We start from the raw sequence: 23,581 nt of genomic DNA on the forward strand, positions 1-23,581 counted from the left end.
AGTTATATTGGGTTCTCTCTTACAATTATTGATTACAGCAAATTTTCTTTACTCGAGTAAATAGCATTGAAGTTTATTGTTTTGTAAGGAGACAGCAAAAAATGATGAATTGTACCACTGATATTTTCCAATCTATCTTGTCACGAAAGTCAATTCGAGCTTTTACTGATCGACCTGTTGAACAGGAAATAGTTGAGAAAATTTTAAAACTTGCAGCACGAGCACCATCAGGAACGAATCTTCAGCCTTGGCAAGTAATTGTTGTGGTAGGAGAGGCATTGCAACAGTTAGGACAAGAGCTTTCACAACTTGCACTATCAGGTGTAAAAGGAGAGCGTGAATATCATTATTATCCACGTCAGTGGCGAGAACCTTATCTTTCTCGACGTAGGAAGATTGGTTTAGATCTTTATAAGAGTCTCGGAATCCAAAAAAATGAAAATGAAAAAATGCTTCGTCAACAAGCGCGGAATTTTTCATTTTTTGGTGCACCTGTTGGGCTTTTGTTTACTATGGATCGAGATATGGAAATGGGGAGCTGGCTTGATCTGGGTATGTTTATGCAGACAGTTATGTTAGCAGCACGAGGATTTGGATTGGATACATGTCCTCAGGCCTCTTTTGCTGATTACCATCAGAAAATTCATATGATTTTATCTGTGCCTCCTGAACGCCAGATTATCTGTGGTATGGCACTTGGTTATCGTGATACGAGTGCTCCAGAAAACAATTTCGAAACTGAACGTGAGCCAATTGAGAATTTTGCTCGTTTTGTTCAATCATGCTAATAGAGCATTTGAGCGCATTAAAGCATAGCTTTTAAAAGCTTGAGAATTGTAAGAATATTTCAGTGTGAGAGTTTATTGTGTTCATTTTATTTTGATGTTGCATGTTAACACTTATTTTACTAAATTTATCATATCGAGATAGTAATTATTTTAAGCAATGAGTTGGTTTCTCAATTGAGCATGGAAGATACTATAGAGAAAAACTGTTGGGTAGTAGCAAGGCGTGCAACACTGGTATTTGTTGCTGTTATTTTTTTAGTTTATCTTACAATTTGATTTTAAGTAGAACAAAAATAATAAAATTGCTTAGGATCCATCTTTGACTTGGAGGTAGGGGGAGCTGATCTTTTTGTCTGTTTTTGATCTTTTTAAAGTTGGTGTTGGTTTTTCCAGCTCACATACAATGGGGCCAAGGCTACAAACATGTTTTTGCAGGAAATCACTTCTGTAGTGTCTTCTTGGCCATTGCATGTTAAAATTTCTCGTATGCGTGTTTATCTTCATGGTTCTAGCTTTCACAGGAATCGGTCATTCTACAGATAGAGCTATTGTACCAGGGCTGTTAGGAGAGGAAGCTTCAACAGTTGATCTTGTTCATATAGATTTGATGATAAAAAAAGTTAAATATGAAAAAAGTGCAGCCAGAAGGTCATCCTTCTTATCACTTTGATTGGCAAAATGATCTTATTTTTGAACAAAAAACAGTTTTACCTGGGCATACTAATGGCATTGCCTTTGAAGGGCTTGATGTTGATAACAATGTTCTCTTAGGCGGGGTTATTATTCTATTGGTGGTGATTTTGTTATAGCTGAAGATGAATTGGGTGATCTAAGTTGTAATACAAAACTTGAAACATCTAAGGTGCTATATCCTTTTGATTCAGCAAGTCAAATGTTATTGATGGCAGAAAATTCAGGTCTTTCAATTGCTGCAATGAAGCGTATAAATGAAGAGACTAAAATGGATCGTGTTGCTTTTAATACTGCACTTGATAAGATTTTTCAGCTATGACGGATTGTATTGATAGAGGGCTTTCACGAGAAGGTGAGTTACCAGGTGAATTACATATTCCAAGACGCGCTAAAAAGCTGCACGATAAGCTTTTAGAGGATCAGAAAAAAAATCACCACTATCCATTTTGGACAAATGATTGGCTTTCTGTATATGCTTGGCGGTTAATGAAGAAAATGCTGCGAGTGGTCGTATTGTAACTGCGCCAACAAATGGTACAGCTGGTGTTATTCCTGCTGTTTTACGTTATTACTTTACTTGCAATTTAATGATAATTCAGATCGAGAAGGGATATATATTTTTTACTAACGGCAGCGGCTATTGGTGGCATCATTAAACATAACGCTTCTATCTTTGGTGCGGAAGTTGGTCGTCAAGATGAAGTTGGGGCAGCGTCTTCAATGGCAGCCGCAGGATTGATTGCAGCATTAGGGAGAACACCAGATCAAATTGAAAATGCTGCTGAGATTGCTCTTGAGCATCATTTGGGAATGACATGTGATCCCGTTGCAGGTCTTGTACAGGTCCCTTGTGTTGATCGAACGCTATGGGAGCTGTTAGGGCTGTAACGGCTTCATCGCTCGCTTTGCATGGTCATGGGGCTCATTTTGTTTTTCTTGATGTTTGTGTTGAGACGATGCGTCAAACGGGGCGTGATATGAGTGAGCGCTATAAAGAAACAAGCCAGAGTGGTCTTGCACTCAACGCTATTTCTTGTTGAGTTATATGATAGTAAACATTTAACCTGAAGATTGTATATTTAGCTCCTAGATAAGGGGAATTATTTGTACGCTTGAGAAGCATAGGCTTAATGAAGGTGTCCAACAACAACATGATACAACATATAGACTATATTATGCAGTGTGGCTGTTCAATGGGATGGCAAATTATACGAAGGCAAGAGGCTTTTTAAGCATTAACAGTAATGGCAAAAAAGCTTTCAACAGATAGTCTAAAATTTCAAAGAGATATTCAATATTTCTTAGATATCCCTTAAGAATAGTAAGATTGAAATGTTAACGGTATCTGTTGAACGAACCTATGATAAAGTAATCCTTGCAGATTTAAGATGAGAAAATTTATTTACGTATTAAAGTTTCTTTAAAATAATGGGGAATAAGCAGATATTTTATGAATAGAATGCTTTCTTATGCTGAGGATCAGCTATTTGTTGCTCCTAAACGAAGTTTAACAGGTACATTACCTGTTCGGCTTGCAACTCGTAAATGGATACGTACGGGAGGGATAGCTGAGCGATAGTTCCGATTTATTTGACAAATCAGAAGGTTAACAAGAGAATATGTACTAAGCATAGTTGGGGTGTATTTTAAATGCGCAAGTTTAGTTGCAGCATCACGAAGAAGGTGTAAAGAAAGGAGTGACGATTGCTTTAACAGTTTTTCTTTTTTTAAAGATATAGAGTGAGTATTATATTTCATAGTGTTGTCCCCTCACGTGGATTTTAGAATTTTTAATATGCTACGGTATAACAATTAAATTTTTCTCTCTTTAAAGCAGAACAAGTATCAAGTGCAGCTTTTTTTGATTGAAAACCAACAAATCGTGCACGATAATAACGCTTTCCATTTTTTTCAAATAATTGCATATGTGAGGATGCATTTCGTAAATTTTCAGGAGTGGCATTTTTCGCTTTTATAAGCATAGAGTTTGCTTGTTCTTTACTAGGAAGAGCACCAATTTGAATAGCCCATCCACTGTTTGTTGATAAAGAAGCTGTTATGACTTTTTTAATAGATGTGTCTTTGTGAGGATTTGGGGTTGGTATAATTGCTTGATTAACAGCAGTTATCGCTGTATTGAAGTGATTAGGCTCTGCTGCAAGCGCTGTCAAAAGAGAAGAAATATCGTCTTCCAAATTTCTTGAATTCGCTTTCGCAACAGGTATAGGAGCTTTTGCACCAGTCGGTAAGTTATGGTATGTAGCAGCCGCTACCAAGCGTTTGTCAGTTTTTACAGGACTCGCTTTTGGTAGGTATTTATTTAATAAGTTAGCCATATGGATATCACGTTCGACGGATGATTTCCCTCCCATCACGACGGCAACGATGGAACGTCCTCCTAAGCGCATCGATGTTGCTAAATTAGAACCTGACATTTGTGTATATCCTGTTTTAATGCCATCAACACCTTTCATTGTTTGGACTAATTTATTATGGCTATTAATTATTTTTCCGTGAAAAACGAAACTTTTTATTTTAAAAAGTTTATATTGTTGCGGAAAATGTTCGCGCAAAGCTAATGATAAAATAGCTAAATCCTGAGCTGTGGAGTAGTTACGCGTATCCGGGAGGCCTGAAGCATTTGCAAAATTAGTGTTTATCATGCCTAATTGGCGAGCTTTAACTGTCATCATTTGAGCGAATTTTTGTTCGCTTCCTCCAAGATATTCACCAATAGCTGCTGCGACATCATTAGCTGATTTTGTAATAAGGGCTTTAGCAGCTGCTTCTACAGGAATTGTTTGGCCCGTTTTTAAGCCAATTTTTGTTGGTGGTCGTGTTGATGCATAAGCTGATATAGGGATAGGCGTGTTTGGTGCTACGCGGCGTACTTGCATGGCTTCAAAGAGCATGTACAATGTCATCATTTTTGTTAGGGAAGCCGGATATCTTCTCATAGTTGCATTGGCTTGAAACAAGGTTTTCCCTGTATTTGCATCTATAACGATAGCTGCATATTTATCGGCGTGAACGCCTTTAGGAGCAGCTTCTACCCAAGAGTAAGAAGCCACAAAAATAACAAGAAAAATTGCTGTTTTTTTATAGAATTGCGCAATTTTTTTATTGTTTATATACACGTTACTCGCCTCAAAATTTTTATTAAGATTTTTCTTATGACAGCTTATTGGGATGCATCTTAGATGAATGGGGTTACTAATTTGTTTATTTGTTTATAAGAATATTCTTTAGTTGCTACATTAGAATTAATATGTCCCATAAGGAAAAATTTTTCATCCTATTATACAAATCAGCTATTATAATGGTTATAAAAGGATTTAAAATTAATGAGTCAGGTTATACTCTACGGAAAATCATGATGATATTAACTGTGAATTTTATGCCCTATGCCAATGCATCATGAAAAAACAAAAGTAGGAACAAGGGGAAGCAGGGCTTCATTATTATGCCTCAAGTTAGACAAAAACTTCAAAAGCCTAAATTATATCGCGTTTTATTGCTGGACGATGATTACACCCCCATGGATTTTGTTGTGTTTATTTTAAAGAATTTTTTTAAAAAAAATTTCGAAGAGGCAACACGTATTATGTTAAATATTCATCACAATGGAATAGGTGAATGTGGTACTTATACCTATGAAGTGGCTGAAATGAAAATTGTGCAAGTTATGGAGTGTGCACGTCAAAATGAGCACCCATTACAATGTGTAATAGAAGCAAAGTGAGGGGTTATGCCGTCTTTTACACCCAGTCTTGAAGAGGTTTTACATCGTGCATTAACGATTGCTACTCAAGCGCAGCATGAATATGCTACATTAGAACATCTTCTACTTGCTTTGTTGGATGATGCTGATGCAAGTTCAGTTATTTGCGCTTGTCAGGTAAATGTAGAAGAATTACGGGAGCGCTTGATCAGTTATATTCAGTCAGAATTAGATGCACAAATTAGAGCAGACCAGGATACAAAACCAACGGTGTTTTTTCAGCGTGTTATTCAACGTGCAGTGATTCATGCGCAATCAGCAGGAAAAGATGAAGTTTCAGGAGCAAATGTTCTTGTTGCAATTTTTTCTGAACGTGAAAGTCATGCAGCGTATTTTCTTCAAGAGATAGGCATGACACGTTATGATGCTGTACGTTTTATTTCACATGGTATTGTTCGTGATGATGGGTTGTCTCTTCTGCTTGAAGATCTTGAAGAACATCTAGACCAACAGGATTTAGAAAATAACGAAAAAGTACCAAGCGTACTTTCTACTTATTGCGTAAATTTGAATTGCAAAGCACGCAGTGGGAACATTGACTCATTAATTGGCCGTGACACAGAAGTTTCACGAATGATTCAAATTTTGTGTCGGAGATCAAAAAATAATCCGCTTTTGGTTGGTGACCCTGGTGTTGGAAAAACGGCTATCGTTGAAGGGCTGGCTAAACGTATTGTTGATGGACAAGTTCCTGAAGTTTTGTCAAATGCAACAATATTTTCTCTTGATATAGGAGGGTTGCTTTCTGGAACACGCTATCGTGGTGATTTTGAAGAGCGGTTGAAGCAAGTTGTTCGAGAGCTTGAACAATATCCAGACGCTGTTTTATTTATTGATGAAATTCATACATTGATTGGAGCAGGGGCTACATCAGGGGGCAATATGGATGCAGCAAATCTTTTAAAACCTGGGTTATCTTCAGGTAATATTCGGTGTATTGGATCAACGACTTATAGGGAATATCGTAAAATTTTTGAACAAGATCGAGCTTTGGAACGTCGTTTTCAGAAAATTGATGTTAATGAGCCATCTGTTGCTGATGCAATTAAGATTTTGCAAGGATTGAAACCTTATTTTGAGGATTTTCATCAAATTAAATATACTGATGAGGCGATGAGGGCATCCGTAGAATTATCCTCACGTTATATAGCGGATCGTCGGTTACCAGATAAAGCGATTGATGTTGTCGATGAAAGTGGTGCGGCACAGATGCTTTTACCGAAGAAGCAGAGAAAAAAGAGTATAGGCGTCAAAGAAATTGAATCTATCATTGCGGCTATAGCAAGAGTTCCATCAAAAACAGTTTCTAGAGATGAGAGGAAATTGCTTAGTAATCTTGAAAAAGAGCTGAAACATGTCATTTATGGACAGGATCAAGCAATTACAGCATTAGTATCATCAATTAAATTAGCACGAGCAGGATTGCGTGAACCAGAAAAGCCAATAGGGAATTACTTATTTTCAGGTCCAACAGGTGTTGGAAAAACTGAAGTTGCAAAGCAACTCGCATCTTCTTTAGGTATTGAACTTTTACGTTTTGATATGTCAGAATATATGGAGAGGCATACGGTTGCACGTTTGATAGGAGCTCCTCCAGGTTATGTAGGATTTGATCAAGGTGGTCTTCTTACAGATGCGGTTGATCAAAAGCCTCATGCCGTTGTGTTGTTAGATGAAATTGAAAAAGCTCATCCAGAGTTATTTAGTATTTTATTGCAAGTGATGGATTACGGAAAATTAACAGACAATAACGGAAAAAAAATTGATTTTCGCAATATCATTTTGATTATGACAACCAATGCTGGCGCTGCGGATATGGAAAAATCAGCGATTGGGTTTGGTTCGGTGCATCGCGATGGTGATGATATAGAGGCTATTAATCGATTATTTACGCCAGAATTTCGTAATCGGTTGGACGCAGTTATTCCGTTTACACCTCTATCTCAGTTAGTCATTAATCAAATTGTGCAGAAGTTTATTTTTCAACTTGAGGCGCAATTGGTTGATCGAGGGGTTACCTTTGAACTCAGTACTTCTGCGATGATGTGGCTTGCTAATAAAGGGTACAACGCTCAAATGGGCGCACGTCCATTGAGTCGTGTCATACAAGAGCATATTAAGAAGCCATTAGCTGATGAAATTTTATTCGGAAAATTGCGCAATGGTGGCATGGTTCGTATATTCACAAACAAGATAAATGAAGGGAGAGAGACACTGCAGCTAGAAATTTTACCTTCTATATGCTCAAAAAAAAGTCGCAAAGCCATTAAAACTTCATTAGGGGCTATAAAACAACGTATAAGCAAAAAAGCTCTGCAATATAAAATATCCTAAAAAGCTGTTCGGATTTTTTGTGCTTGCTCTTCGAGTATTTCCGTAGGAGTTATAACGTTATTATGGGATTTGAGCTCTACTCCTTCCATACGTGGTATAACATGGAAATGGAGATGATAGACGGTTTGTTGACTAGCCGCTTCATTATATTGCATAATCGTTACGCCATCTGCTTGAAAGGCTTTTTTGACAGCGTTGGCGACTTTTTGAACGACTTTAATAACGGAGGATAATGCTTCAGTGTCTGCATCTAATAAATTCCTGGAGCCTTTTCTAGGAATCACCAGCGTGTGGCCTGGTGCTTGAGGCATGATATCCATAAATGCAATAGCGTCATCATCTTCATAGACACGAACAGAAGGGATTTCATTGCGAATTAATTTAGCGAAGATATTGTTGTTGTCATAAACTTGTTTCATAGAACCGCTCCTTCTAAACAGTACTTTTTCAAAACGATACTTTTAACATTCAGTATTCGCGTTATGTAGGTGTTTTTATGAAAAATTATATCTCTATAATGGCTTCTACTTCTACTGGAGCTCCCATAGGAAGAGAAGTAACACCAATAGCAGAACGTGCATGTTTACCAGCTTCACCAAGGACTTTAATTAATAAATCAGAAGCCCCATTAGCAACAAGAGGAACGTCAGTAAAATTATGATCTACGGCAACAAAAACGGTAATTTTCACTATATGTTCTATTTTATTTAAGTCACCAAGGAATAATTTTATTTGTGCGAGGATATTAAGAGCGCATACTTCAGCTGATTTTTTTGCTTGTTCAACACTAACAGTTGCGCCAACTTTTCCAATCGCTATAGGCTTCCCGTTGATAAGTGGTAGCTGGCCAGAGACAAAAAGCTGTTTACCACTCTGTGATACTGTTGTGTAATTTGCAATGGATGACATTGCTTCAGGAATGATGATGCCGAATTTTTTTAGACGGCTCTCAATTGATGAGTTCGTCATATTTTAACTCCATAGTTATTCTATGATGCACTTTTTCATAATCTATTTTCTGATTTAAGGAAATGTGTCGTTATTCCAGGATATGCATTTTTATCTTTTTATACGATTACACACGATAAAACAGCTGGAGTTTAAAATGGTTAGATTGTTATTTATTCTAGGTTTACATGTTGCTTTTTTATTTTCTGCGAGAGCTGAAGAGGCTGTTGCTTTGACACCTCACCGAGTTATTTATGATTTCAAACTTGGTGATACTCCCAGTGAAATGAAAGCATTGGGGATGTCTGGGAGGTTAGTTCATGAATTAATAGGTTCAGAATGTAAGGGTTATAAGGTAAGTTCTCGATTCATAAGTCGTACACATACTGAAAATGTGCAAGAACGTATAACAGATCAGCAAATAGTTAGCTATGAAACAAGTGATGGTCGTAAGTTTCATTTTGAGGTTAATGATAACGTAGGACAAGAGGTTAAACATAATATTCAAGGGGTAGCTGAGCGTACTGATGACGGAATCGTGGTTAAACTGAAAAAACCAAAAGAAGATGTTTATAAGCTTCCATTAGCTGATTTTCCAACCATGTATCTCAAAAACATTATTCGGCAAGCAAAAGCAAACCACCACCTATATCAAGCAACTGTATTTGATGGAACAGGTAATGCAAATAAAATCATAGAAAGAAGCGTGATTATTGGAGAAAAGCAGGTGCTGCCATCTGATTCTAAGATGGAAAAATTAGATCAAGAAGACCATTGGCCTGTGCAGATTTCGTATTATGATGATGAAAAAAATAAAGGTGGTTTACCTACCTATCATATGAGCTTTCTTTTAAGTGAAACTGGTATCATGCGCGATTTATCTATAAATTATGGAGAATTTTCAATGCATGCAGATTTGGTAAGTTTTGAGTTGCTCGATGATGAAAAAGATTCGGAGAGTTGCAAACATTGAGTGATACGTAGAAAATGACTTGAAAAAAAATCAAATATTAGTACAGTACTTTAATCTCGCACGCGAAATTTGGGTACTTACTGCAATATTAGGTAATATCCGCCGGTAGTAGGGTTTCTTACTTTTTTCGCGGAGGTTAAACCGGAAAGGATAAGATAGTGGCATTACCAGATTTTACTATGCGCCAGCTTTTAGAGGCAGGTGTACATTTTGGCCATCAGACACAGCGCTGGAATCCGAAGATGGCGCGTTATATTTATGGCCAGCGCAACAACGTTCATATTATTGATCTTTCTCAAACTGTTCCACTTTTGTATCAAGCGCTTAAACTTGTTTCAGATACAGTTGTGCGTGGTGGCCGTGTTCTATTTGTTGGTACTAAGCGACAGGCATCTGATATTATTGCTGACGCAGCTAGCCGTTCAGCACAATATCACGTTAATGCACGTTGGTTGGGTGGTATGCTAACGAATTGGAAAACAATTTCTAATTCGATACACCGTTTACGTAAACTTGATAAAATTCTTGCTGCTGAAGCACGGGGTTTTACCAAAAAAGAGCGCTTAAATCTTGAGCGTGATCGCGAAAAATTGAATCGTGCACTTGGTGGTATTAAAGATATGGGATCTATTCCAGATCTTATGTTTGTTATTGATACAAATAAAGAGAATATTGCTATCCAAGAAGCAAAACGCCTAGGTATTCCAGTCGTAGCTATTATTGATACTAATTGTGATCCTGATGGTATTGATTATCCGATCCCGGGTAATGACGATGCTTCGCGCGCGATTTCTCTTTATTGTGATCTTTTTGCACGTGCAGCTCTTGATGGTATTGCGCGTCAGCAAGGTGCAATGGGAGTTGATTTAGGCGCTCAGGCTTATGCTCCTATAGAACCCGTTTTGGAAGATGTTGCAGTTGATACATCTGCTGCGGATCTTATTTCAGAAGATACGACTCCAGTTTCTAACTAAGTAATTTATAAATAATTTAAAAGTGCCTTTTGAGGCATAATTTTCTAAAGAAAAAATGTGAATGTGCATAAGAGTTTTTCTATGCACGTTTTCTCTGTTATAGGATTAAAGAGGAAAATATGAGCATTACTGCTGCACAAGTAAAAGAACTTCGAGAATTATCGGGCGCTGGTATGATGGATTGCAAAGCAGCTCTAATGGAAACCAATGGTGATATAGAGACTGCGGTTGACTGGCTTCGCAAAAAAGGCATGGCCAAGGCAGATAAAAAGGCTGGACGTACAGCAGCTGAGGGATTAATCGGTATTGCATCTAAAGGTTTAAGTGCTGTTGTGGTTGAAGTTAATTCTGAAACAGATTTTGTTGCGCGCAACGATGCATTTCAAACAATTGTACGAAATGTGGCAACCGCTGCTTTAGATACAGAAGGTAGCGTTGAATCTGTTTCTGCATCTATTTATCCAGGTTCTGAGAAAACAGTAGAAGAAGCAATTAAGGATGCAATTGGTACAATTGGCGAGAATATGGCATTTCGTCGCTCAGCTAAGTTATCTGTTCAAAATGGTGCTGTTGCTACTTATATTCATAATAGTGTTGCTGATGGTCTTGGAAAGCTTGGAGTTTTAGTTGGTATTGAAACGACAGGAGATAAGGAAGTTGCGGTTGATTTTGCTCGCAAAGTTGCGATGCATATTGCTGCAACTAATCCATTAGCTTTAACAGTAGCAGATGTTGATGCCAGTATTGTCGAGCGTGAAAAAGCAATTTTTTCAGATCAGGCGCGTCAGTCAGGAAAGCCTGAAAATATTATTGAGAAGATGGTAGAAGGGCGCATACGTAAATTCTACGAAGAGGTTGTTCTGCTTTCTCAGGCTTTTGTTATGAATCCTGATGTCACTGTTGAAGCTTCTTTGAAGGATGCAGAAAAAATGATTGGAGCTCCAGCAAAAATTACAGGTTTTGTTCGCTTTGCGTTGGGTGAAGGCGTAGAAAAGGAAGAGGTTGATTTTGCTGCAGAAGTTGCAGCTGCCGCAAAGGGTTAATAGTTTTTTCGATCATTTAGCAGAAATTTAAAACTGCATTCTAAATAAAAAATATAATTATCTGAAGGGCATCACGTGACAATGTGGTGCCCTTAGTGTATCGAAAACAAAAAGTAATGTGCTCTTTTGGAGATTATATATGACATTAGCTCTTCGATATAAACGTGTTTTGTTAAAAGTATCTGGTGAAGCACTTATGGGAGAACAAAGTTTTGGAATTGATGTTTCAGTTGCGGACCGTATTGCTTCTGATATTGCTGAAGTGCGAAAAATGGGTGTGGAAGTCGCTATTGTAATAGGTGGTGGTAATATTTTTCGTGGGGTTGCTGTTGCTTCGCATGGTGGTGACCGTGTAACTGGTGATCATATGGGAATGCTTGCAACAGCTATCAATTCTCTGGCGTTGCGAACATCATTGACGAAGCTAGGTGTTGAAACGGTTGTACTCTCTGCAATTACCATGCCACAAATATGCGAAAGTTTTTCTCAGCGTAAGGCAATGAGCTATATGAATCAAGGAAAAGTTGTTATTTTTGCAGGTGGTACAGGTAATCCATTTTTTACTACTGATTCTGCTGCTACTTTACGAGCAGCAGAAATTGGTGCAGATGTTTTATTGAAAGGAACACAAGTAGACGGTATTTATTCTGCTGATCCAAAGATAAATTCTACCGCTAAACGTTTTGATCAGCTAACGCATGTTGAAATTTTACGATTAGGATTGTCTATTATGGATACGACAGCAGTAACTTTAGCACGTGAAAATAACATACCGATTATTGTATATTCTATTCATGAAAAAGGTGGTCTGACTAAGGTGTTAAATGGGACAGGGCGGTTTACAGTAGTATCGGAATGAAAATAATTTCAGAACATAATTAAAGGAGGCAGTACTATGAGTGTTACATCAATTATGGATGATCTGAAACGTCGGATGGATGGTGCTATTTCAGCTTTTAAACACGAGTTAAGTGGTTTGCGGACTGGGCGAGCATCGGCGAGCTTGTTAGAGCCATTGACTGTTGAGGCTTATGGTTCTGTTGTTCCTATAAAACAGGTTGCAAATATTTCTGTTCTAGAGCCACGGATGCTTTCAGTTTCTGTATGGGATAAAACGATGGTAGGAGCGGTGGAGCGCGCTATTCGTGATTGTGGTTTTGGTTTGAATCCCATTGTTGATGGTATGAATTTACGTATTCCTTTGCCTGAATTGAATGAAGAACGCCGTAAAGAATTGGTAAAAATCGCGCATCAATATGCAGAACAGGCTCGTGTTGCCATCCGCCATGTTCGTCGTGATGGTATGGATAATTTAAAAAAATTAGAAAAAGAAGGCGAAATTAGCCAAGATGAGGCTCGTAGTTTATCTGAAAAAGTTCAAAAACTCACAGATGACGCCATTGCTGACATTGATAAAATTCTGATTATGAAAGAAACTGAAATTATGCAGGTTTAAGATTTTTTATCCTTAAAAAAGATGTTGTATCTGTGTTGTCTCATCTGATTATGAATTAGGACCGTGCCATTTGGTGTATGGTTTCTTTATTAATATAAGGTATATTAAGTGTTTTGCATTATACTGTGTATCATACGGGAAAGACTAATTTGGATTGATCAGTAACCTTTACTTTTTCCTTTAAAAAAAATATTTAGTGAAATTTAGTTAACTAAAAAGATTTTTAAAGTTTCTTGTTAAAGCTATACAGTAAGAAAATTCATATTTATTCTATTGGCTCAATCAGGTATTCCGAAGCTATTTCAGCAGCGTTAGTGGATGTAGGGATATGATACATTGTAATGGCACTTTAACTTATCATTTTATTTAATTATAGAGGGTATAATTACCAGTTGAGTAGCTTTTGCTTCGTGTAATGATTTTTTATCTTCTGAATAATTGCGGGTAGGTTTAGGTAACAAAAGATATTTAGATATAAAAATGCTAAATCTTGATTGCATTGTTAATATAAATGGTAAATAGCATTTTGGGCTTACTTTTATAGTAAGCTGCATAGTCTGATTATTATATTTCATACTGTTTTGAGTTACATTTTGATTAAGTAAATCTTTGGAGTAACAATAATTAATTATTGGATTGTTATGACAAGTCTAAATAAAGTTACAGAGGTATAACTGTAAAAACAGTGTATACCAGATTTTGTGCTTGCAATTAGTTTTTGCTTTTTTGGTTATGTTTGGAGATAATCTTGTCTAACCTTTTTTTGCGCATTCTTACAGCTCTTGTTTTTGGCACTATTACTTTATGCTTAACATGGTTTGGAGGAGCTTTATTTTTCTTATTTATATGGGGAATTGGAGGTTTTATCCTATATGAATGGATTACAATCACTAAAGATAAATGGAGCCTTTTACAAAGAATATTAGCAGGTGTTTTCTATTTTATTTTTTGTATATTCTTATTATTAGGAACATCTTCTCCATTAATTTTTGGTATTTTGATAGCGTTAGCAGTATTTTTGGGTAGTGTTGGACTCTTCAAAAATATTGGTTGGGTTTTGTGTGGTTTTCTTTACGCATCTTTTCCTGTTGTATCTCTGTCTTTTCTGAGAGGTTATGAGATATTAGGGCTTCGGATGGTTATTTTTTTATTTGTAATAGTATGGGGAACAGATATTGCCGCGTATTTTATTGGTCGCGCGTTTGGTGGCCCTAAATTAGCACCAAAATTTTCTCCTAATAAAACATGGTCCGGAGCTATAGGTGGCACCCTAGTTGGAGTTTCTAGTGGTGTATTTGTTGCTTTTTTTGTTTTTAACATGGGCCAAATAACTATTGTCGTACCATTACTTGCTTTAATTATATCAATTATTTCGCAAATCAGTGATTTAGGCCAATCATGGTTAAAGAGGCGATTTTCTGTTAAAGATTCTGGTTATTTGTTACCTGGACATGGTGGGTTCATGGATCGTATGGATGGGTTAGTTGGCGCTGCTTTTGTACTTTATTTAATCAGTTCCTTTATGTCTAATCTGAATACACCTTTTAATTTTTTTTATATGATTTAGTGGGGGCAATATTTTGGAATTTTTTTAATCATATCCTTAATGGAGTTGAGGCATTTTGGAGAGGCTTTGGTATTGTCTTTATCATTATGGTTATTATCTTTGTTCACGAGATGGGGCGTTATCTTGTTGGACGATGGTGCGGTATTAAAACATCGGTTTTCTCATTTGGATTCGGACCATCTATACTGAATTATGTAGACAAACATGGCACACGGTGATGTGTAGGATTAATTTTTTTGGGAGGATATGTAAAATTTATCGGTGATAAAGATGGGACCAGTATGCTGTCATCAGAATCATCGTCGTTGTGATGCAGGGTTTATTTTCTGGTGCTCGTGCTTGGAAAAGAGCAGCTACCGTTTTTGCTGGTCCTTTTTTAGTATTGTTATTTTAACGTTTTTTTCTTTTCTGATGGGCGTTTAGCCATTGAGCCTGTAATTGGTTCTTTGGAAAAAGATTCTCCCGCTGTTCGAGCAGGTTTAATATTAGGCGATCGTTTTGTTGAAATGAATGGTAAAAGAGTTGAAAGTTTTGAAGATTTAGTGGCGTATGTAACTTTTCATAGTGGAGATCACATAAAATTTAAAATGGAGCGCATGGGAAGAGTGTTTAGTACGGTGATTACACCGATAGTAACAGAAAGGGATGATGGGTTTGGCAATCAAGTTCGGGTTGGCATGATTGGTGTAGGCGCACCTGTTTATCCAGGTAATTCCACGCATTTAGATCAAACTTATAAGAAATATATTCACTATAATTTCTTAGAAACAATGGAAGAAGCATTAGAGCGTACGACACTGATTGTCACGGAAACGTTTTTTATTAGCGGTTTAATAAAAGGACAAGGCGATCTTTGTCAATTAAGTGGTCCTTCAAAGACTATTAAAATTGTTTGGCAAATTAGTGAAGAAGGTTTTGTTTCTTTTCTGAATTTTGCAGCTTTTATTTCGGTTAGTATTGGTCTCATTAACCTTTTTCTGATTCCACTGCTTGATGGCGAACACTTATTACCTTATATTATTGAAGTTATCGTTGGAAAGCCAGTACCAGCAAAATTCAGGAAATTATTTTCCATATAGGTCTGTTTATTGTTTGCGCATTTATGATTTTTGCGCTCTTTAACGATTATTTTTGTTGGTTTAGCTATTAAGTTATAGAAAATATTTTGCAAATTAGTTAGTGTTAAAAATTAAGGAAGTAGGGGGTAAGAGCTGTTTGCTGTATTCGCAAAGTGTTACGTATCATAACTATATTAGAAATTAAGTAGATAAGATACCAGAAGAGCTTTTTGTAATGTATGTTCAGGGAATAAAATATAAGGTGAAGAAGCCAATGGCCACGAATTCAAAATTTTTTAACGCAGCATCTATGTTGGTATTAGCTAAGGTTACAGCTGTTCCAATAATCGCTGCTATACCAGTTTCGATTATTGGAAATGCGCAGGCATCTGTTGTTCAGTCTATTGAAATTCATGGTAATAGTCTTGTAGATGCTAAGACGATTCAGGATAATATAAGTATCAAAGCTGGGAAGACTTTTGAAAGTAGTGATATTAACGCTGCCGTGAAGCAGCTTTTTGGATTAGGTTTATTTTATGATGTTAAAATAAATCAGGTAGATAATAAACTGATTGTGACAGTTAAAGAATATGAGATCATCAATCAAGTATTGTTTCAGGGAAACAGAGCACTCAAAGAACCTGATCTTAAACGGTTCATTACTTTGAAACCGAATACGACTTTTAGTGCTGCTAAGCTATCAGCTGATATAAAGACGATTAAAGATGCTTATCGCACTGTTGGTCGTAGTAATATTTCTGTTTCAGCCCAAACTATTAATTTAGGAAAAGGGCGTGTGAATGTTATTTTCACGATTGTTGAAGGTCAGAGAACAAAGATTAAGAATATCGTATTTGAAGGGAATAAGGCGTTTGGAAATCGTCGTTTACATGATGTTATTTCAACAAAATCTTCGGGGATCTTCTCTTTATTGATGAGGGGTGATGTTTATACTGAAGAACGTTTGGCTGCAGATGAGCAAGCGCTGCGTCTTTTTTATTATAATCGTGGTTATGCCGATTTCCGTGTTGTTTCATCTAAAGCATTGTTTGATGAAATTAGTAATAGCTATGAGATTTACTTCGTTCTTGATGAAGGAGCGCGCTATAAAATTGGTAATGTAGGCGTTGAAAGCGATATTGATGGAATTGATACTAAATCCATGACAAATATGCTTAAAACCCGTCCGGGTGATGTTTATAGTGCAGAGCGTATTGAGCGGTCTGTTGCGATTATCAATGATAAAGTTGCTGATTCTGGATATGCTTTCGCCAAAGTTGATCCCCGGGGAAATCGTGATTTTCAAAATCACACAATTTCTATTCTTTATAATATCGAGCAAGGGCCACGGGTTTATATTCAAAGGATTGATATACGTGGTAATGAAAAAACTCGTGATAATGTTATCCGTCGTGAAATTGATTTGAACGAGGGTGATGCATATAATCAAACATTAGTGCGACGAGCACAACGTCGATTAGAAAGTTTGGGTTTTTTCAAAGCAGTTAATATTTCGATGGTACCGACTAGTGAGTCTGATCAGGTTACCTTAGTTATAGATGTAGTAGAAACGCCAACAGGAGATTTTTCTTTCTCTGGTGGTTATACCACAGGTGGTAATAGTCCAGGTATGTCGCTTGAAGCATCTGTGACTGAACGCAATCTTGGAGGCTATGGTCAGTATGCCCGTTTAGGTTTAGGTGCTGGTCAGGGAAATTCTCGTAATTACAATTTCTCATTTGTTGAGCCTTATTTCTTAGGTTATCGTTTGTCTTCAGGTGTTGATATTTTCCGTAGTACCTCTCGTGTTGATAAAGCATATGATTCGCAGCAAACAGGTGGTTCTCTTCGATTTGGGGTATCAATTAATGAGGAAATTTCTGCAAGTTTAGCTTATTCTTATGTGCAGGAAGAATATAATTTTGGTAGCAATTATGATTTAACCGATGATGCAGTTATAGAAGAGCTATATGATAAATATTCTGGTGCGATTGTTCAGGCTGCAAAGAATAGTCCTTGGAGGCGCTCGTCAGTCATTTTTGGTCTGACTTATAACTCTGTTGATAATATGAGAAATCCGCATGACGGTTTGTATATTCATGCTTTGCAAGAATATGCAGGACTTGGTGGAAACGCAAAATTCTTAAAAACGACAGGTAAAGCGATAATGTATAAAACATTGTCTGATGAAATGGATCTCGTTGGTTTGCTTTCTATTGGTGCTGGCTATATGCATGAAATAGGCAAAGATGGTGTTCGTATCTTTGATATGTTTAAAAGCAATACTGATATAATTCGAGGATTTAGATATAATGGAATAGGCCCGCGTCAGATTTCTAATACGGGTGAGGTGTCTTTCTTAGGGGGTACAACATATATGAATGCAACTGCTGAAGCACAGTTTCCTATTCCTCTTATTCCTGATAGTTTAGGTTTTCGTGGTGCTGTATTTGCAGATGCTGCAACACTTTATGGTAATAATTATAAACCTGTTTTACAAAATGAAAAGCCAGTTACAGATCGTGGCAGTGCATGGCGTACATCTGCAGGTGTTAGTTTAATGTGGGAGTCACCGTTTGGTCCACTTCGTGTTGATTATGCTTGGCCAATAACTAAGCAAAACGGTGACCAAGTGCAGAATTTGAATTTTGGTATTTCTACTAAGTTTTAATTTAGATTTTCTCTGGGGAGGAGGAGGCTTCTAAAGGAAATGAATTAGGCTAGGAGAGAAATTGTTTTGATGGCAGATACATTTTTTTTTATGCCGTCTCGGCGATTGACGGTTGCTGATATTGTTGAGCTGACGGGTGCAAAGCTTCGTGATCCAAAATTTTCCAATATAGTTATAAAAACTCTTTCTTCTGTTGAAAACGCTCGAGAGGGTTCTCTTGTGTTTTTAGAAAATCAGAAATTTTCAGATTCTTTATTAGGCAGTTTTGCAGCCGCAGTTTTCTGTAGGAGTGATGTCGTTGTTAAAATTCCTGAATCGATCGCAGCTTTAGTAACACAAACGCCACAACGCGACTTTGCTCAAATTGGGCGCATTTTATTTCCTGATTCCGTTAAGCCAATGCCTTGGTTTGGCCAAAAGGAAATTTCACCACATGCGCATATCCACCCAAGTGCCAAAATTGAGCATGATGTCTGTATTGAAGCAGGGGCGATTATTGGTAAAAATGTTGAAATTGGTGCAGGAACTCTTGTTTCATCAACTGCTGTTATTGGTGAAAATTGTCGTATTGGGCGTGAATGTTATATTGCTCCCAGGGTAACGATCCAGTATTCTTTGATAGGTGATAAAGTTCGACTTCATCCTGGTGTTTGTATTGGACAGGATGGTTTTGGCTATGTTAGTGGTGCTTTTGGCATTGAAAAAATTCCACAACTTGGTCGTGTTATCATCCAGGATGGTGTGGAAATTGGCGCAAATACAACAGTTGATCGTGGAACATTTGAAGATACAATTATTGGTGAGGGTAGCAAAATCGATAATTTAGTACAGATCGCTCATAATGTGAAGATAGGTCGTTATTGCCTTATTGCTGCTCAATGTGGCATTGCTGGAAGTACATCTATAGGTGATATGTCTCGACTTGGTGGGAGCGTTGGGGTTGTAGACCATGTTACAATAGGTGAAGGAGTTCAGATTGCTGCTGGTAGTGGTGTTATGAGTGATATTCCCGACGGCGAAAAATGGGGTGGAAGTCCAGCTCAGCCATTTAAAAAATGGTTTCGTGAAATGGTGGCATTGCGCAATATCGGCCAGGTTAAAAGGGAGAAACGCTAATATGGTTAATACAGGAGAAATTAAAAATCTAGAGGCTATAGATATTGTTAAATTACTATCTGTGTTACCGCATCGTTATCCATTTTTATTAATTGATCGTATTATTGAAATTGATGGTGATCGGAAGGCTATCGGTATTAAAAATGTAACGGTTAATGAACCACATTTTGTAGGACATTTCCCTGAAAATCCAGTTATGCCTGGCGTTTTAATTTTAGAGGCAATGGCGCAAACAGCAGGAGCTATTTCACTTTTAGCATTAGGTAGAGGAAAAGAGGATTTAGTCTATCTTATGACTATTGATAATGCAAAATTTCGTAAACCTGTTGTTCCTGGTGATCAGATGAGGATCCATGTTCAATTATTAAAGAAACGGTCTGAGGTTAGACGTTTCTTGTGTATTGCAGAAGTAGAGGGCACCCGCGTTTCTGAAGCAGAAATTTCTGCGATGGTTGTCAAATCATAGCAAATAATAAAATAGGAATTTAGAAATGTCTGGGACGAAAATTCATCCAACTGCCTTTGTGGAGGAGGGAGCACAGCTTGGTGAAAATGTATCTATTGGGCCATTTTGTCATATTGGCCCACAAGCTGTAATTGGTGATGGATGTTGTTTGATGAGTCATGTTGTGATTATGGGGAATACAATATTAGGTGCTAATAGCAAGATATTTCCCCATGCAATTTTAGGTGGAGATCCACAGAATAATAAACATAAGGGAGGTCATACAAGTCTCTTTATTGGTAAAAATTGTATAATTCGCGAAGGTGTTACAATGCATAGAGGGTCTGATACATGTGCAGGGAAGACGGTTATTGGTGATAATTGTCAATTCTTTTCTTATGCACATGTTGCGCATGATTGCCATGTGGGGCATCATGTAACATTTGCCAATAATGCTATGATTGGTGGTCACGTTACAGTTGGTGATTATGTTATTATTGGTGGTGGTTCCGCTGTTCATCAGTTCGTTCGTATTGGGCATCATGCGTTTATTGGGGGGGTATCTGCATTAGTTGGCGATTTAATTCCCTATGGAATGGCTGTTGGTGTACAAGCAAAACTTGCGGGATTAAATATTATTGGTATGAAACGTGCTGGTCTTGAGCGGAAAGAAATTCGTTCATTACGTCACGCAGTGAGTATGCTTTTTGATCACAGCAAGCCGCTGAGAGAACGTGTATACGATGTCTTTTCTTTCTATTCTACTTCTCAATCTGTGGTTGATATTGTTAATTTTATTCAAGAAAAAGGAAAACGTTTTTATTGTACGCCTAGATTTGAAAATGACACAATGTGCTCAAATAAGGATTAAAAATGTCTTCCTCAAATGTTAGAAGTTTTCTTTCCAGCCGGACTGCTATTATAGCAGGAAATGGTGTTTTACCTATTGCTGTTGCTCAAGCTCTTGAAGAATGTGGGCAAAAGCCTTTTCTTATCCTTTTGCATGGTGAAGCAGAGTCTGCACTTTATAACTATGAGCATTGTGAATTATCAATTGTAGAATTAGCGCGACTATTTAAAATTTTGAAAGAAAAAGAGATTTGCAATATCATTTTAGCGGGGGGGATAAGAAAGCGGCCTGATTTTTTCAAGTTACATTTTGATTGGACAACTTTGTTAGCTTTACCTAAGTTACTTAAGATATTGGGGAGTGGAGATGATATACTATTAAAAAGCTTTATACAGCTTATTGAAGCACGTGGCTTTTGTGTTGTTGGTGCTCATGAAGTGGTACCAGATTTATTAGCTCCCATGGATTTTAGTTTAACATCGCGGCGTGCTAGTCAAAAGGAAAAAAATAGTATTCTATTAGCAGCTAAGGCTGCAAAGTTGTTAGGTCACTTAGATATTGGTCAAGCCGTTGTGGTTATTAATAACCGGGTGGTTGCAGTAGAAGGAGCAGAAGGGACTGATGATATGCTGAAGCGGGTCCAGGAGATGCGGAAAAAAAAGCAAATACCATCTAAAGGGGGTGTTCTGGTAAAATGTGCAAAACCACAGCAAGATCATCGGGCAGATTTACCATCAATTGGGCCGACAACAATCGTTAATGCTGCAAAAAGTGGATTGGTTGGTGTTGCGGTAGAGGCAGGTAAAAGTTTAATATTATCTTGTAAACGAACAATAGAAGAGGCCAATAAACATTCGTTGTTTGTGGAAACATTTAGGACATCTGATGACAGATAATTGTTCTTTGAAAATTGCTGTTATTGCGGGTGAAGAATCTGGTGATTTACTTGGAGCAGATTTGATTTCTTCTTTGTCCCATCAGACAGGATGCAAGATTCATTTAATTGGTGTCGGCGGTAAGCATTTAGAAGCATTGGGTTTAAAAAGTATTTTTAATTCTGATGATATTTCTTTAATAGGTTTATGGGCGGTATTAAAAAAACTGCTACTGTTGTTAATGCATATTCGTAATGTATCTAGATTTATTGCACGAGAAAAACCTGATTGTTTGATCATTATCGATAGTCCTGATTTTACGCACCGTGTTGCAAAAAAAGTGCGAATTTTAGAACCTTCTATTCCAATCATTAAGTATGTTGCACCAACTGTTTGGGCATGGCGGCCAGAGCGTGCTAAGGCTATGCGCAAATTTGTTGATCACATTTTAGCGGTTTTCCCTTTTGAAGAAAAAATTATGAAGAATTTAGGAGGACCGCCTCTTACTTACGTCGGACATCGTCTTTTAGCGTATCCTCCACTGTTAAAGATTCAATCCCAAAAAGAATGCTTGGATACTCAGCGAGAAACATTCACGATGGTTGTTTTGCCAGGATCACGTAGTTTGGAAGTTCGTTATCTGATGCCAGTTTTCGGAGAAACGGTAGCAATAGCTAAACAACGTATTCCTAACTTACGCGTTATTTTACCAACTCTACCACATTTAATAGATGAAGTTCGTTATTTTGCACAAAACTGGAAAAATGAGGTCGAGATTGTTGTTGGTGAAGATGCAAAATGGCATGCCTTTACAGATGCTGACGTTGCTCTTGCAGCACTTGGGACGGTATCACTTGAATTAGCATTAGCAAAAATTCCAATGGTCCTTTGTTATAAACTGGATTGTTTATTTAAATTTTTTCTTTTTCCAAAGACAACATTATGGAGTGCCGCTCTTCCAAACATTATTGCTGATAAACCTGCTATTCCAGAGTATTTTAATGAATTTTTGCGTCCTGGTATGTTAGCAAGACAGGTTGAACAACTTTTACATAATCATTCATTGCGACAGGTGCAATTGGATGCTTTTGATGTGATGAAAAAGAAAATGCAGACTGAGTTGTCGTCAGGTGTCATTGCTTCTCAGACAGTGATAAATATTCTTAAAAACAAGTCAAGACACTTGGGATTATAAATTGATTATGGAGATATAGAAGTGTTTATAGTTAGTACTTAATTTTAGCAAGAAAATCACGAGCACGCTGGGTTTTAGGATTAGTAAAAAATATATCAGATGTCGTATCTTCAATAATTTTTCCACTTTCTAAAAAAAGTATTCTTTCTGAGATTTCACGAGCAAAATTCATTTCGTGGGTAACGCAAAGCATAGTTATTCCTGTATTGGTCAGCTGAGCCATAACCTCTAAAATTTCCCTAACATTTTCTGGATCAAGAGCTGATGTTGGTTCATCAAAAAGCAATACTTCAGGCTCCATGCAAAGTGCACGTGCGATAGCAACACGTTGCTGTTGTCCACCAGAGAGTTGTGAAGGATATTGTTCACAATATTTTTCAATACCAACATGCGTAAGATAATAGATTGCTTGTTTTTTTGCTTGTTCTTTAGAAAGTCCGTGGACTGTCATGGGTGCTAAAATGCAATTTTGCATAACAGTCATATGAGGGAATAAATTAAAGTTTTGAAAAACCATTCCTACTTTGCGTAGAACATTTTTTTGCTGTTGTATGGAGGCTGCAGCAATATCTACATCGTAGATGTAGATTGATCCTGTTTGTGCCTGTTCTAATTGATTAATGCAACGAATTAAAGTTGATTTTCCTGATCCAGAAGGGCCACAAATGACTATCCGCTCACCAGCTTTTATGTCTAAATTGATACTATGCAATACCTGAAAATTTCCATACCATTTATTAAGATTTCGAATAGAAATAACCGGACTTTTATCTATATCGAAGGAGTTATTATTTTTATTTTCCGGATTCATTTT

The 23,581-nt window shown here is 37.2% G+C and carries 23 protein-coding genes and 4 pseudogenes; 22 read left to right on the plus strand and 5 right to left on the minus strand.

The genetic code is table 11. The features are described from left to right. Window positions 1–101 precede the first annotated feature (101 nt). From BARBAKC583_RS02760 to BARBAKC583_RS07065, 7 genes and pseudogenes are all read left to right on the plus strand, one after another. The gene (locus BARBAKC583_RS02760) at window positions 102–788 is read left to right on the plus strand and encodes a nitroreductase (RefSeq protein WP_005766723.1); all 687 of its coding nucleotides are present in this window, start codon (window positions 102–104) and stop codon (window positions 786–788) included. A gap of 403 nt (window positions 789–1,191) precedes the next feature. Continuing rightward, a pseudogene (locus BARBAKC583_RS07180) lies at window positions 1,192–1,458 on the plus strand (serine dehydratase beta chain). Further along, window positions 1,415–1,597: a hypothetical protein gene (locus BARBAKC583_RS07185; protein WP_335617968.1), complete on the plus strand. Its 183-nt coding sequence runs from the start codon at window positions 1,415–1,417 to the stop codon at window positions 1,595–1,597. The pseudogene BARBAKC583_RS07180 and the gene BARBAKC583_RS07185 overlap by 44 nt, the downstream one beginning before the upstream one ends. Before the next feature lie 11 nt (window positions 1,598–1,608). Continuing rightward, window positions 1,609–1,800 (plus strand): hypothetical protein, encoded by a 192-nt coding sequence (locus tag BARBAKC583_RS07055; RefSeq protein ID WP_236822973.1) that lies wholly within the window; start codon window positions 1,609–1,611, stop codon window positions 1,798–1,800. Then, window positions 1,797–2,000, plus strand: a complete 204-nt coding sequence (locus BARBAKC583_RS07060; protein ID WP_236822976.1) for a hypothetical protein — start codon at window positions 1,797–1,799, stop codon at window positions 1,998–2,000. The genes BARBAKC583_RS07055 and BARBAKC583_RS07060 overlap by 4 nt, the downstream gene beginning before the upstream one ends. Then, window positions 1,958–2,137 carry an L-serine ammonia-lyase, iron-sulfur-dependent, subunit alpha gene (locus tag BARBAKC583_RS07150; protein WP_250645096.1) on the plus strand — a complete coding sequence of 60 codons (180 nt, stop codon included), beginning with the start codon at window positions 1,958–1,960 and terminating at the stop codon, window positions 2,135–2,137. Before BARBAKC583_RS07060 ends, BARBAKC583_RS07150 begins: the two co-directional genes overlap by 43 nt. 13 nt (window positions 2,138–2,150) lie before the next feature. Beyond that, a pseudogene (locus tag BARBAKC583_RS07065) lies at window positions 2,151–2,521 on the plus strand (L-serine ammonia-lyase, iron-sulfur-dependent, subunit alpha). 439 nt (window positions 2,522–2,960) lie between these two features. On the opposite strand, the gene BARBAKC583_RS07070 reads toward BARBAKC583_RS07065, so the two are convergent. Both BARBAKC583_RS07070 and BARBAKC583_RS02770 read right to left on the minus strand, forming a co-directional pair. Next, window positions 2,961–3,239 carry a hypothetical protein gene (locus BARBAKC583_RS07070; RefSeq protein WP_225866733.1) on the minus strand — a complete coding sequence of 93 codons (279 nt, stop codon included), beginning with the start codon at window positions 3,237–3,239 and terminating at the stop codon, window positions 2,961–2,963. Between the two features lie 32 nt (window positions 3,240–3,271). Beyond that, entirely contained in the window at window positions 3,272–4,618 is a 1,347-nt protein-coding gene (locus tag BARBAKC583_RS02770; protein ID WP_005766734.1) for a D-alanyl-D-alanine carboxypeptidase, read from the minus strand. Window positions 4,619–4,938: 320 nt separating this feature from the next. On the opposite strand from BARBAKC583_RS02770, the pseudogene clpS reads away from it, so the two are divergent. After that, a pseudogene (clpS, locus tag BARBAKC583_RS02775) lies at window positions 4,939–5,223 on the plus strand (ATP-dependent Clp protease adapter ClpS); the annotation flags it as partial. Window positions 5,224–5,229: 6 nt separating this feature from the next. Beyond that, window positions 5,230–7,596, plus strand: a complete 2,367-nt coding sequence (gene clpA, locus BARBAKC583_RS02780; protein ID WP_005766739.1) for an ATP-dependent Clp protease ATP-binding subunit ClpA — start codon at window positions 5,230–5,232, stop codon at window positions 7,594–7,596. Here the strand turns inward: clpA and BARBAKC583_RS02785 are convergent. Next, entirely contained in the window at window positions 7,593–8,015 is a 423-nt protein-coding gene (locus BARBAKC583_RS02785) for an HIT family protein (RefSeq protein WP_005766741.1), read from the minus strand. The genes clpA and BARBAKC583_RS02785 overlap by 4 nt on opposite strands. A gap of 85 nt (window positions 8,016–8,100) precedes the next feature. Then, on the minus strand, window positions 8,101–8,565 hold the full coding sequence (locus BARBAKC583_RS02790) for a RidA family protein (RefSeq protein ID WP_005766743.1): 465 nt from the start codon (window positions 8,563–8,565) through the stop codon (window positions 8,101–8,103). Between the two features lie 136 nt (window positions 8,566–8,701). Between BARBAKC583_RS02790 and BARBAKC583_RS02795 the strand changes: the two genes are divergently transcribed. The 13 genes and pseudogenes from BARBAKC583_RS02795 (at window position 8,702) to lpxB (ending at window position 22,767) form a co-directional block, all read left to right on the plus strand. Next, window positions 8,702–9,517, plus strand: a complete 816-nt coding sequence (locus tag BARBAKC583_RS02795) for an EipB family protein (RefSeq protein WP_005766745.1) — start codon at window positions 8,702–8,704, stop codon at window positions 9,515–9,517. Between the two features lie 158 nt (window positions 9,518–9,675). Continuing rightward, window positions 9,676–10,491, plus strand: a complete 816-nt coding sequence (gene rpsB, locus BARBAKC583_RS02800) for a 30S ribosomal protein S2 (protein WP_005766748.1) — start codon at window positions 9,676–9,678, stop codon at window positions 10,489–10,491. 119 nt (window positions 10,492–10,610) lie between these two features. After that, window positions 10,611–11,534: a translation elongation factor Ts gene (gene tsf, locus BARBAKC583_RS02805; protein WP_005766749.1), complete on the plus strand. Its 924-nt coding sequence runs from the start codon at window positions 10,611–10,613 to the stop codon at window positions 11,532–11,534. A 139-nt stretch (window positions 11,535–11,673) separates the two neighbouring features. Further along, window positions 11,674–12,393 (plus strand): UMP kinase, encoded by a 720-nt coding sequence (pyrH, locus tag BARBAKC583_RS02810; protein WP_005766751.1) that lies wholly within the window; start codon window positions 11,674–11,676, stop codon window positions 12,391–12,393. A gap of 36 nt (window positions 12,394–12,429) precedes the next feature. After that, entirely contained in the window at window positions 12,430–12,990 is a 561-nt protein-coding gene (frr, locus tag BARBAKC583_RS02815) for a ribosome recycling factor (RefSeq protein WP_005766753.1), read from the plus strand. A 748-nt stretch (window positions 12,991–13,738) separates the two neighbouring features. After that, the gene (locus BARBAKC583_RS02820) at window positions 13,739–14,557 is read left to right on the plus strand and encodes a phosphatidate cytidylyltransferase (RefSeq protein ID WP_005766755.1); all 819 of its coding nucleotides are present in this window, start codon (window positions 13,739–13,741) and stop codon (window positions 14,555–14,557) included. An 86-nt stretch (window positions 14,558–14,643) separates the two neighbouring features. After that, window positions 14,644–15,707 (plus strand): annotated as a pseudogene (rseP, locus tag BARBAKC583_RS02825) (RIP metalloprotease RseP). Window positions 15,708–15,889: 182 nt separating this feature from the next. Beyond that, entirely contained in the window at window positions 15,890–18,286 is a 2,397-nt protein-coding gene (gene bamA / locus BARBAKC583_RS02830) for an outer membrane protein assembly factor BamA (protein ID WP_005766757.1), read from the plus strand. Window positions 18,287–18,355: 69 nt separating this feature from the next. Further along, on the plus strand, window positions 18,356–19,402 hold the full coding sequence (gene lpxD / locus BARBAKC583_RS02835; RefSeq protein WP_005766759.1) for a UDP-3-O-(3-hydroxymyristoyl)glucosamine N-acyltransferase: 1,047 nt from the start codon (window positions 18,356–18,358) through the stop codon (window positions 19,400–19,402). A gap of 1 nt (window position 19,403) precedes the next feature. Continuing rightward, window positions 19,404–19,868 carry a 3-hydroxyacyl-ACP dehydratase FabZ gene (gene fabZ, locus BARBAKC583_RS02840; protein ID WP_005766761.1) on the plus strand — a complete coding sequence of 155 codons (465 nt, stop codon included), beginning with the start codon at window positions 19,404–19,406 and terminating at the stop codon, window positions 19,866–19,868. Between the two features lie 25 nt (window positions 19,869–19,893). Then, window positions 19,894–20,718 (plus strand): acyl-ACP--UDP-N-acetylglucosamine O-acyltransferase, encoded by an 825-nt coding sequence (gene lpxA, locus BARBAKC583_RS02845; RefSeq protein WP_005766762.1) that lies wholly within the window; start codon window positions 19,894–19,896, stop codon window positions 20,716–20,718. Between the two features lie 2 nt (window positions 20,719–20,720). Further along, window positions 20,721–21,593, plus strand: a complete 873-nt coding sequence (locus tag BARBAKC583_RS02850; RefSeq protein ID WP_005766764.1) for an LpxI family protein — start codon at window positions 20,721–20,723, stop codon at window positions 21,591–21,593. Beyond that, window positions 21,583–22,767: a lipid-A-disaccharide synthase gene (lpxB, locus tag BARBAKC583_RS02855; protein WP_005766766.1), complete on the plus strand. Its 1,185-nt coding sequence runs from the start codon at window positions 21,583–21,585 to the stop codon at window positions 22,765–22,767. Before BARBAKC583_RS02850 ends, lpxB begins: the two co-directional genes overlap by 11 nt. Window positions 22,768–22,798: 31 nt before the next feature. Here lpxB and BARBAKC583_RS02865 read toward each other — a convergent pair whose 3' ends face one another. Beyond that, complete coding sequence (locus tag BARBAKC583_RS02865; RefSeq protein WP_005766768.1) at window positions 22,799–23,578, minus strand: amino acid ABC transporter ATP-binding protein; 780 nt, start codon at window positions 23,576–23,578, stop codon at window positions 22,799–22,801. Between the last annotated feature and the right edge of the window lie 3 nt (window positions 23,579–23,581).

The organism is Bartonella bacilliformis KC583 (genome assembly GCF_000015445.1).
GTDB classification, from domain to species: Bacteria; Pseudomonadota; Alphaproteobacteria; order Rhizobiales; family Rhizobiaceae; genus Bartonella; species Bartonella bacilliformis.

Coding starts and splice junctions, on each gene's coding strand:
- bamA (WP_005766757.1), top strand. CDS start 15,890: ATGGCCACGAATTCAAAATTTTTTAACGCAGCATCTATGTTGGTATTA.
- tsf (WP_005766749.1), top strand. CDS start 10,611: ATGAGCATTACTGCTGCACAAGTAAAAGAACTTCGAGAATTATCGGGC.
- BARBAKC583_RS02865 (WP_005766768.1), bottom strand. CDS start 23,578: ATGAATCCGGAAAATAAAAATAATAACTCCTTCGATATAGATAAAAGT.
- BARBAKC583_RS02790 (WP_005766743.1), bottom strand. CDS start 8,565: ATGACGAACTCATCAATTGAGAGCCGTCTAAAAAAATTCGGCATCATC.
- BARBAKC583_RS02785 (WP_005766741.1), bottom strand. CDS start 8,015: ATGAAACAAGTTTATGACAACAACAATATCTTCGCTAAATTAATTCGC.
- fabZ (WP_005766761.1), top strand. CDS start 19,404: ATGGTTAATACAGGAGAAATTAAAAATCTAGAGGCTATAGATATTGTT.
- clpA (WP_005766739.1), top strand. CDS start 5,230: ATGCCGTCTTTTACACCCAGTCTTGAAGAGGTTTTACATCGTGCATTA.
- BARBAKC583_RS07185 (WP_335617968.1), top strand. CDS start 1,415: ATGAAAAAAGTGCAGCCAGAAGGTCATCCTTCTTATCACTTTGATTGG.
- frr (WP_005766753.1), top strand. CDS start 12,430: ATGAGTGTTACATCAATTATGGATGATCTGAAACGTCGGATGGATGGT.
- BARBAKC583_RS02760 (WP_005766723.1), top strand. CDS start 102: ATGATGAATTGTACCACTGATATTTTCCAATCTATCTTGTCACGAAAG.
- BARBAKC583_RS07070 (WP_225866733.1), bottom strand. CDS start 3,239: ATGAAATATAATACTCACTCTATATCTTTAAAAAAAGAAAAACTGTTA.
- lpxB (WP_005766766.1), top strand. CDS start 21,583: ATGACAGATAATTGTTCTTTGAAAATTGCTGTTATTGCGGGTGAAGAA.
- BARBAKC583_RS02850 (WP_005766764.1), top strand. CDS start 20,721: ATGTCTTCCTCAAATGTTAGAAGTTTTCTTTCCAGCCGGACTGCTATT.
- lpxD (WP_005766759.1), top strand. CDS start 18,356: ATGGCAGATACATTTTTTTTTATGCCGTCTCGGCGATTGACGGTTGCT.
- pyrH (WP_005766751.1), top strand. CDS start 11,674: ATGACATTAGCTCTTCGATATAAACGTGTTTTGTTAAAAGTATCTGGT.
- BARBAKC583_RS02795 (WP_005766745.1), top strand. CDS start 8,702: ATGGTTAGATTGTTATTTATTCTAGGTTTACATGTTGCTTTTTTATTT.
- lpxA (WP_005766762.1), top strand. CDS start 19,894: ATGTCTGGGACGAAAATTCATCCAACTGCCTTTGTGGAGGAGGGAGCA.
- BARBAKC583_RS07060 (WP_236822976.1), top strand. CDS start 1,797: ATGACGGATTGTATTGATAGAGGGCTTTCACGAGAAGGTGAGTTACCA.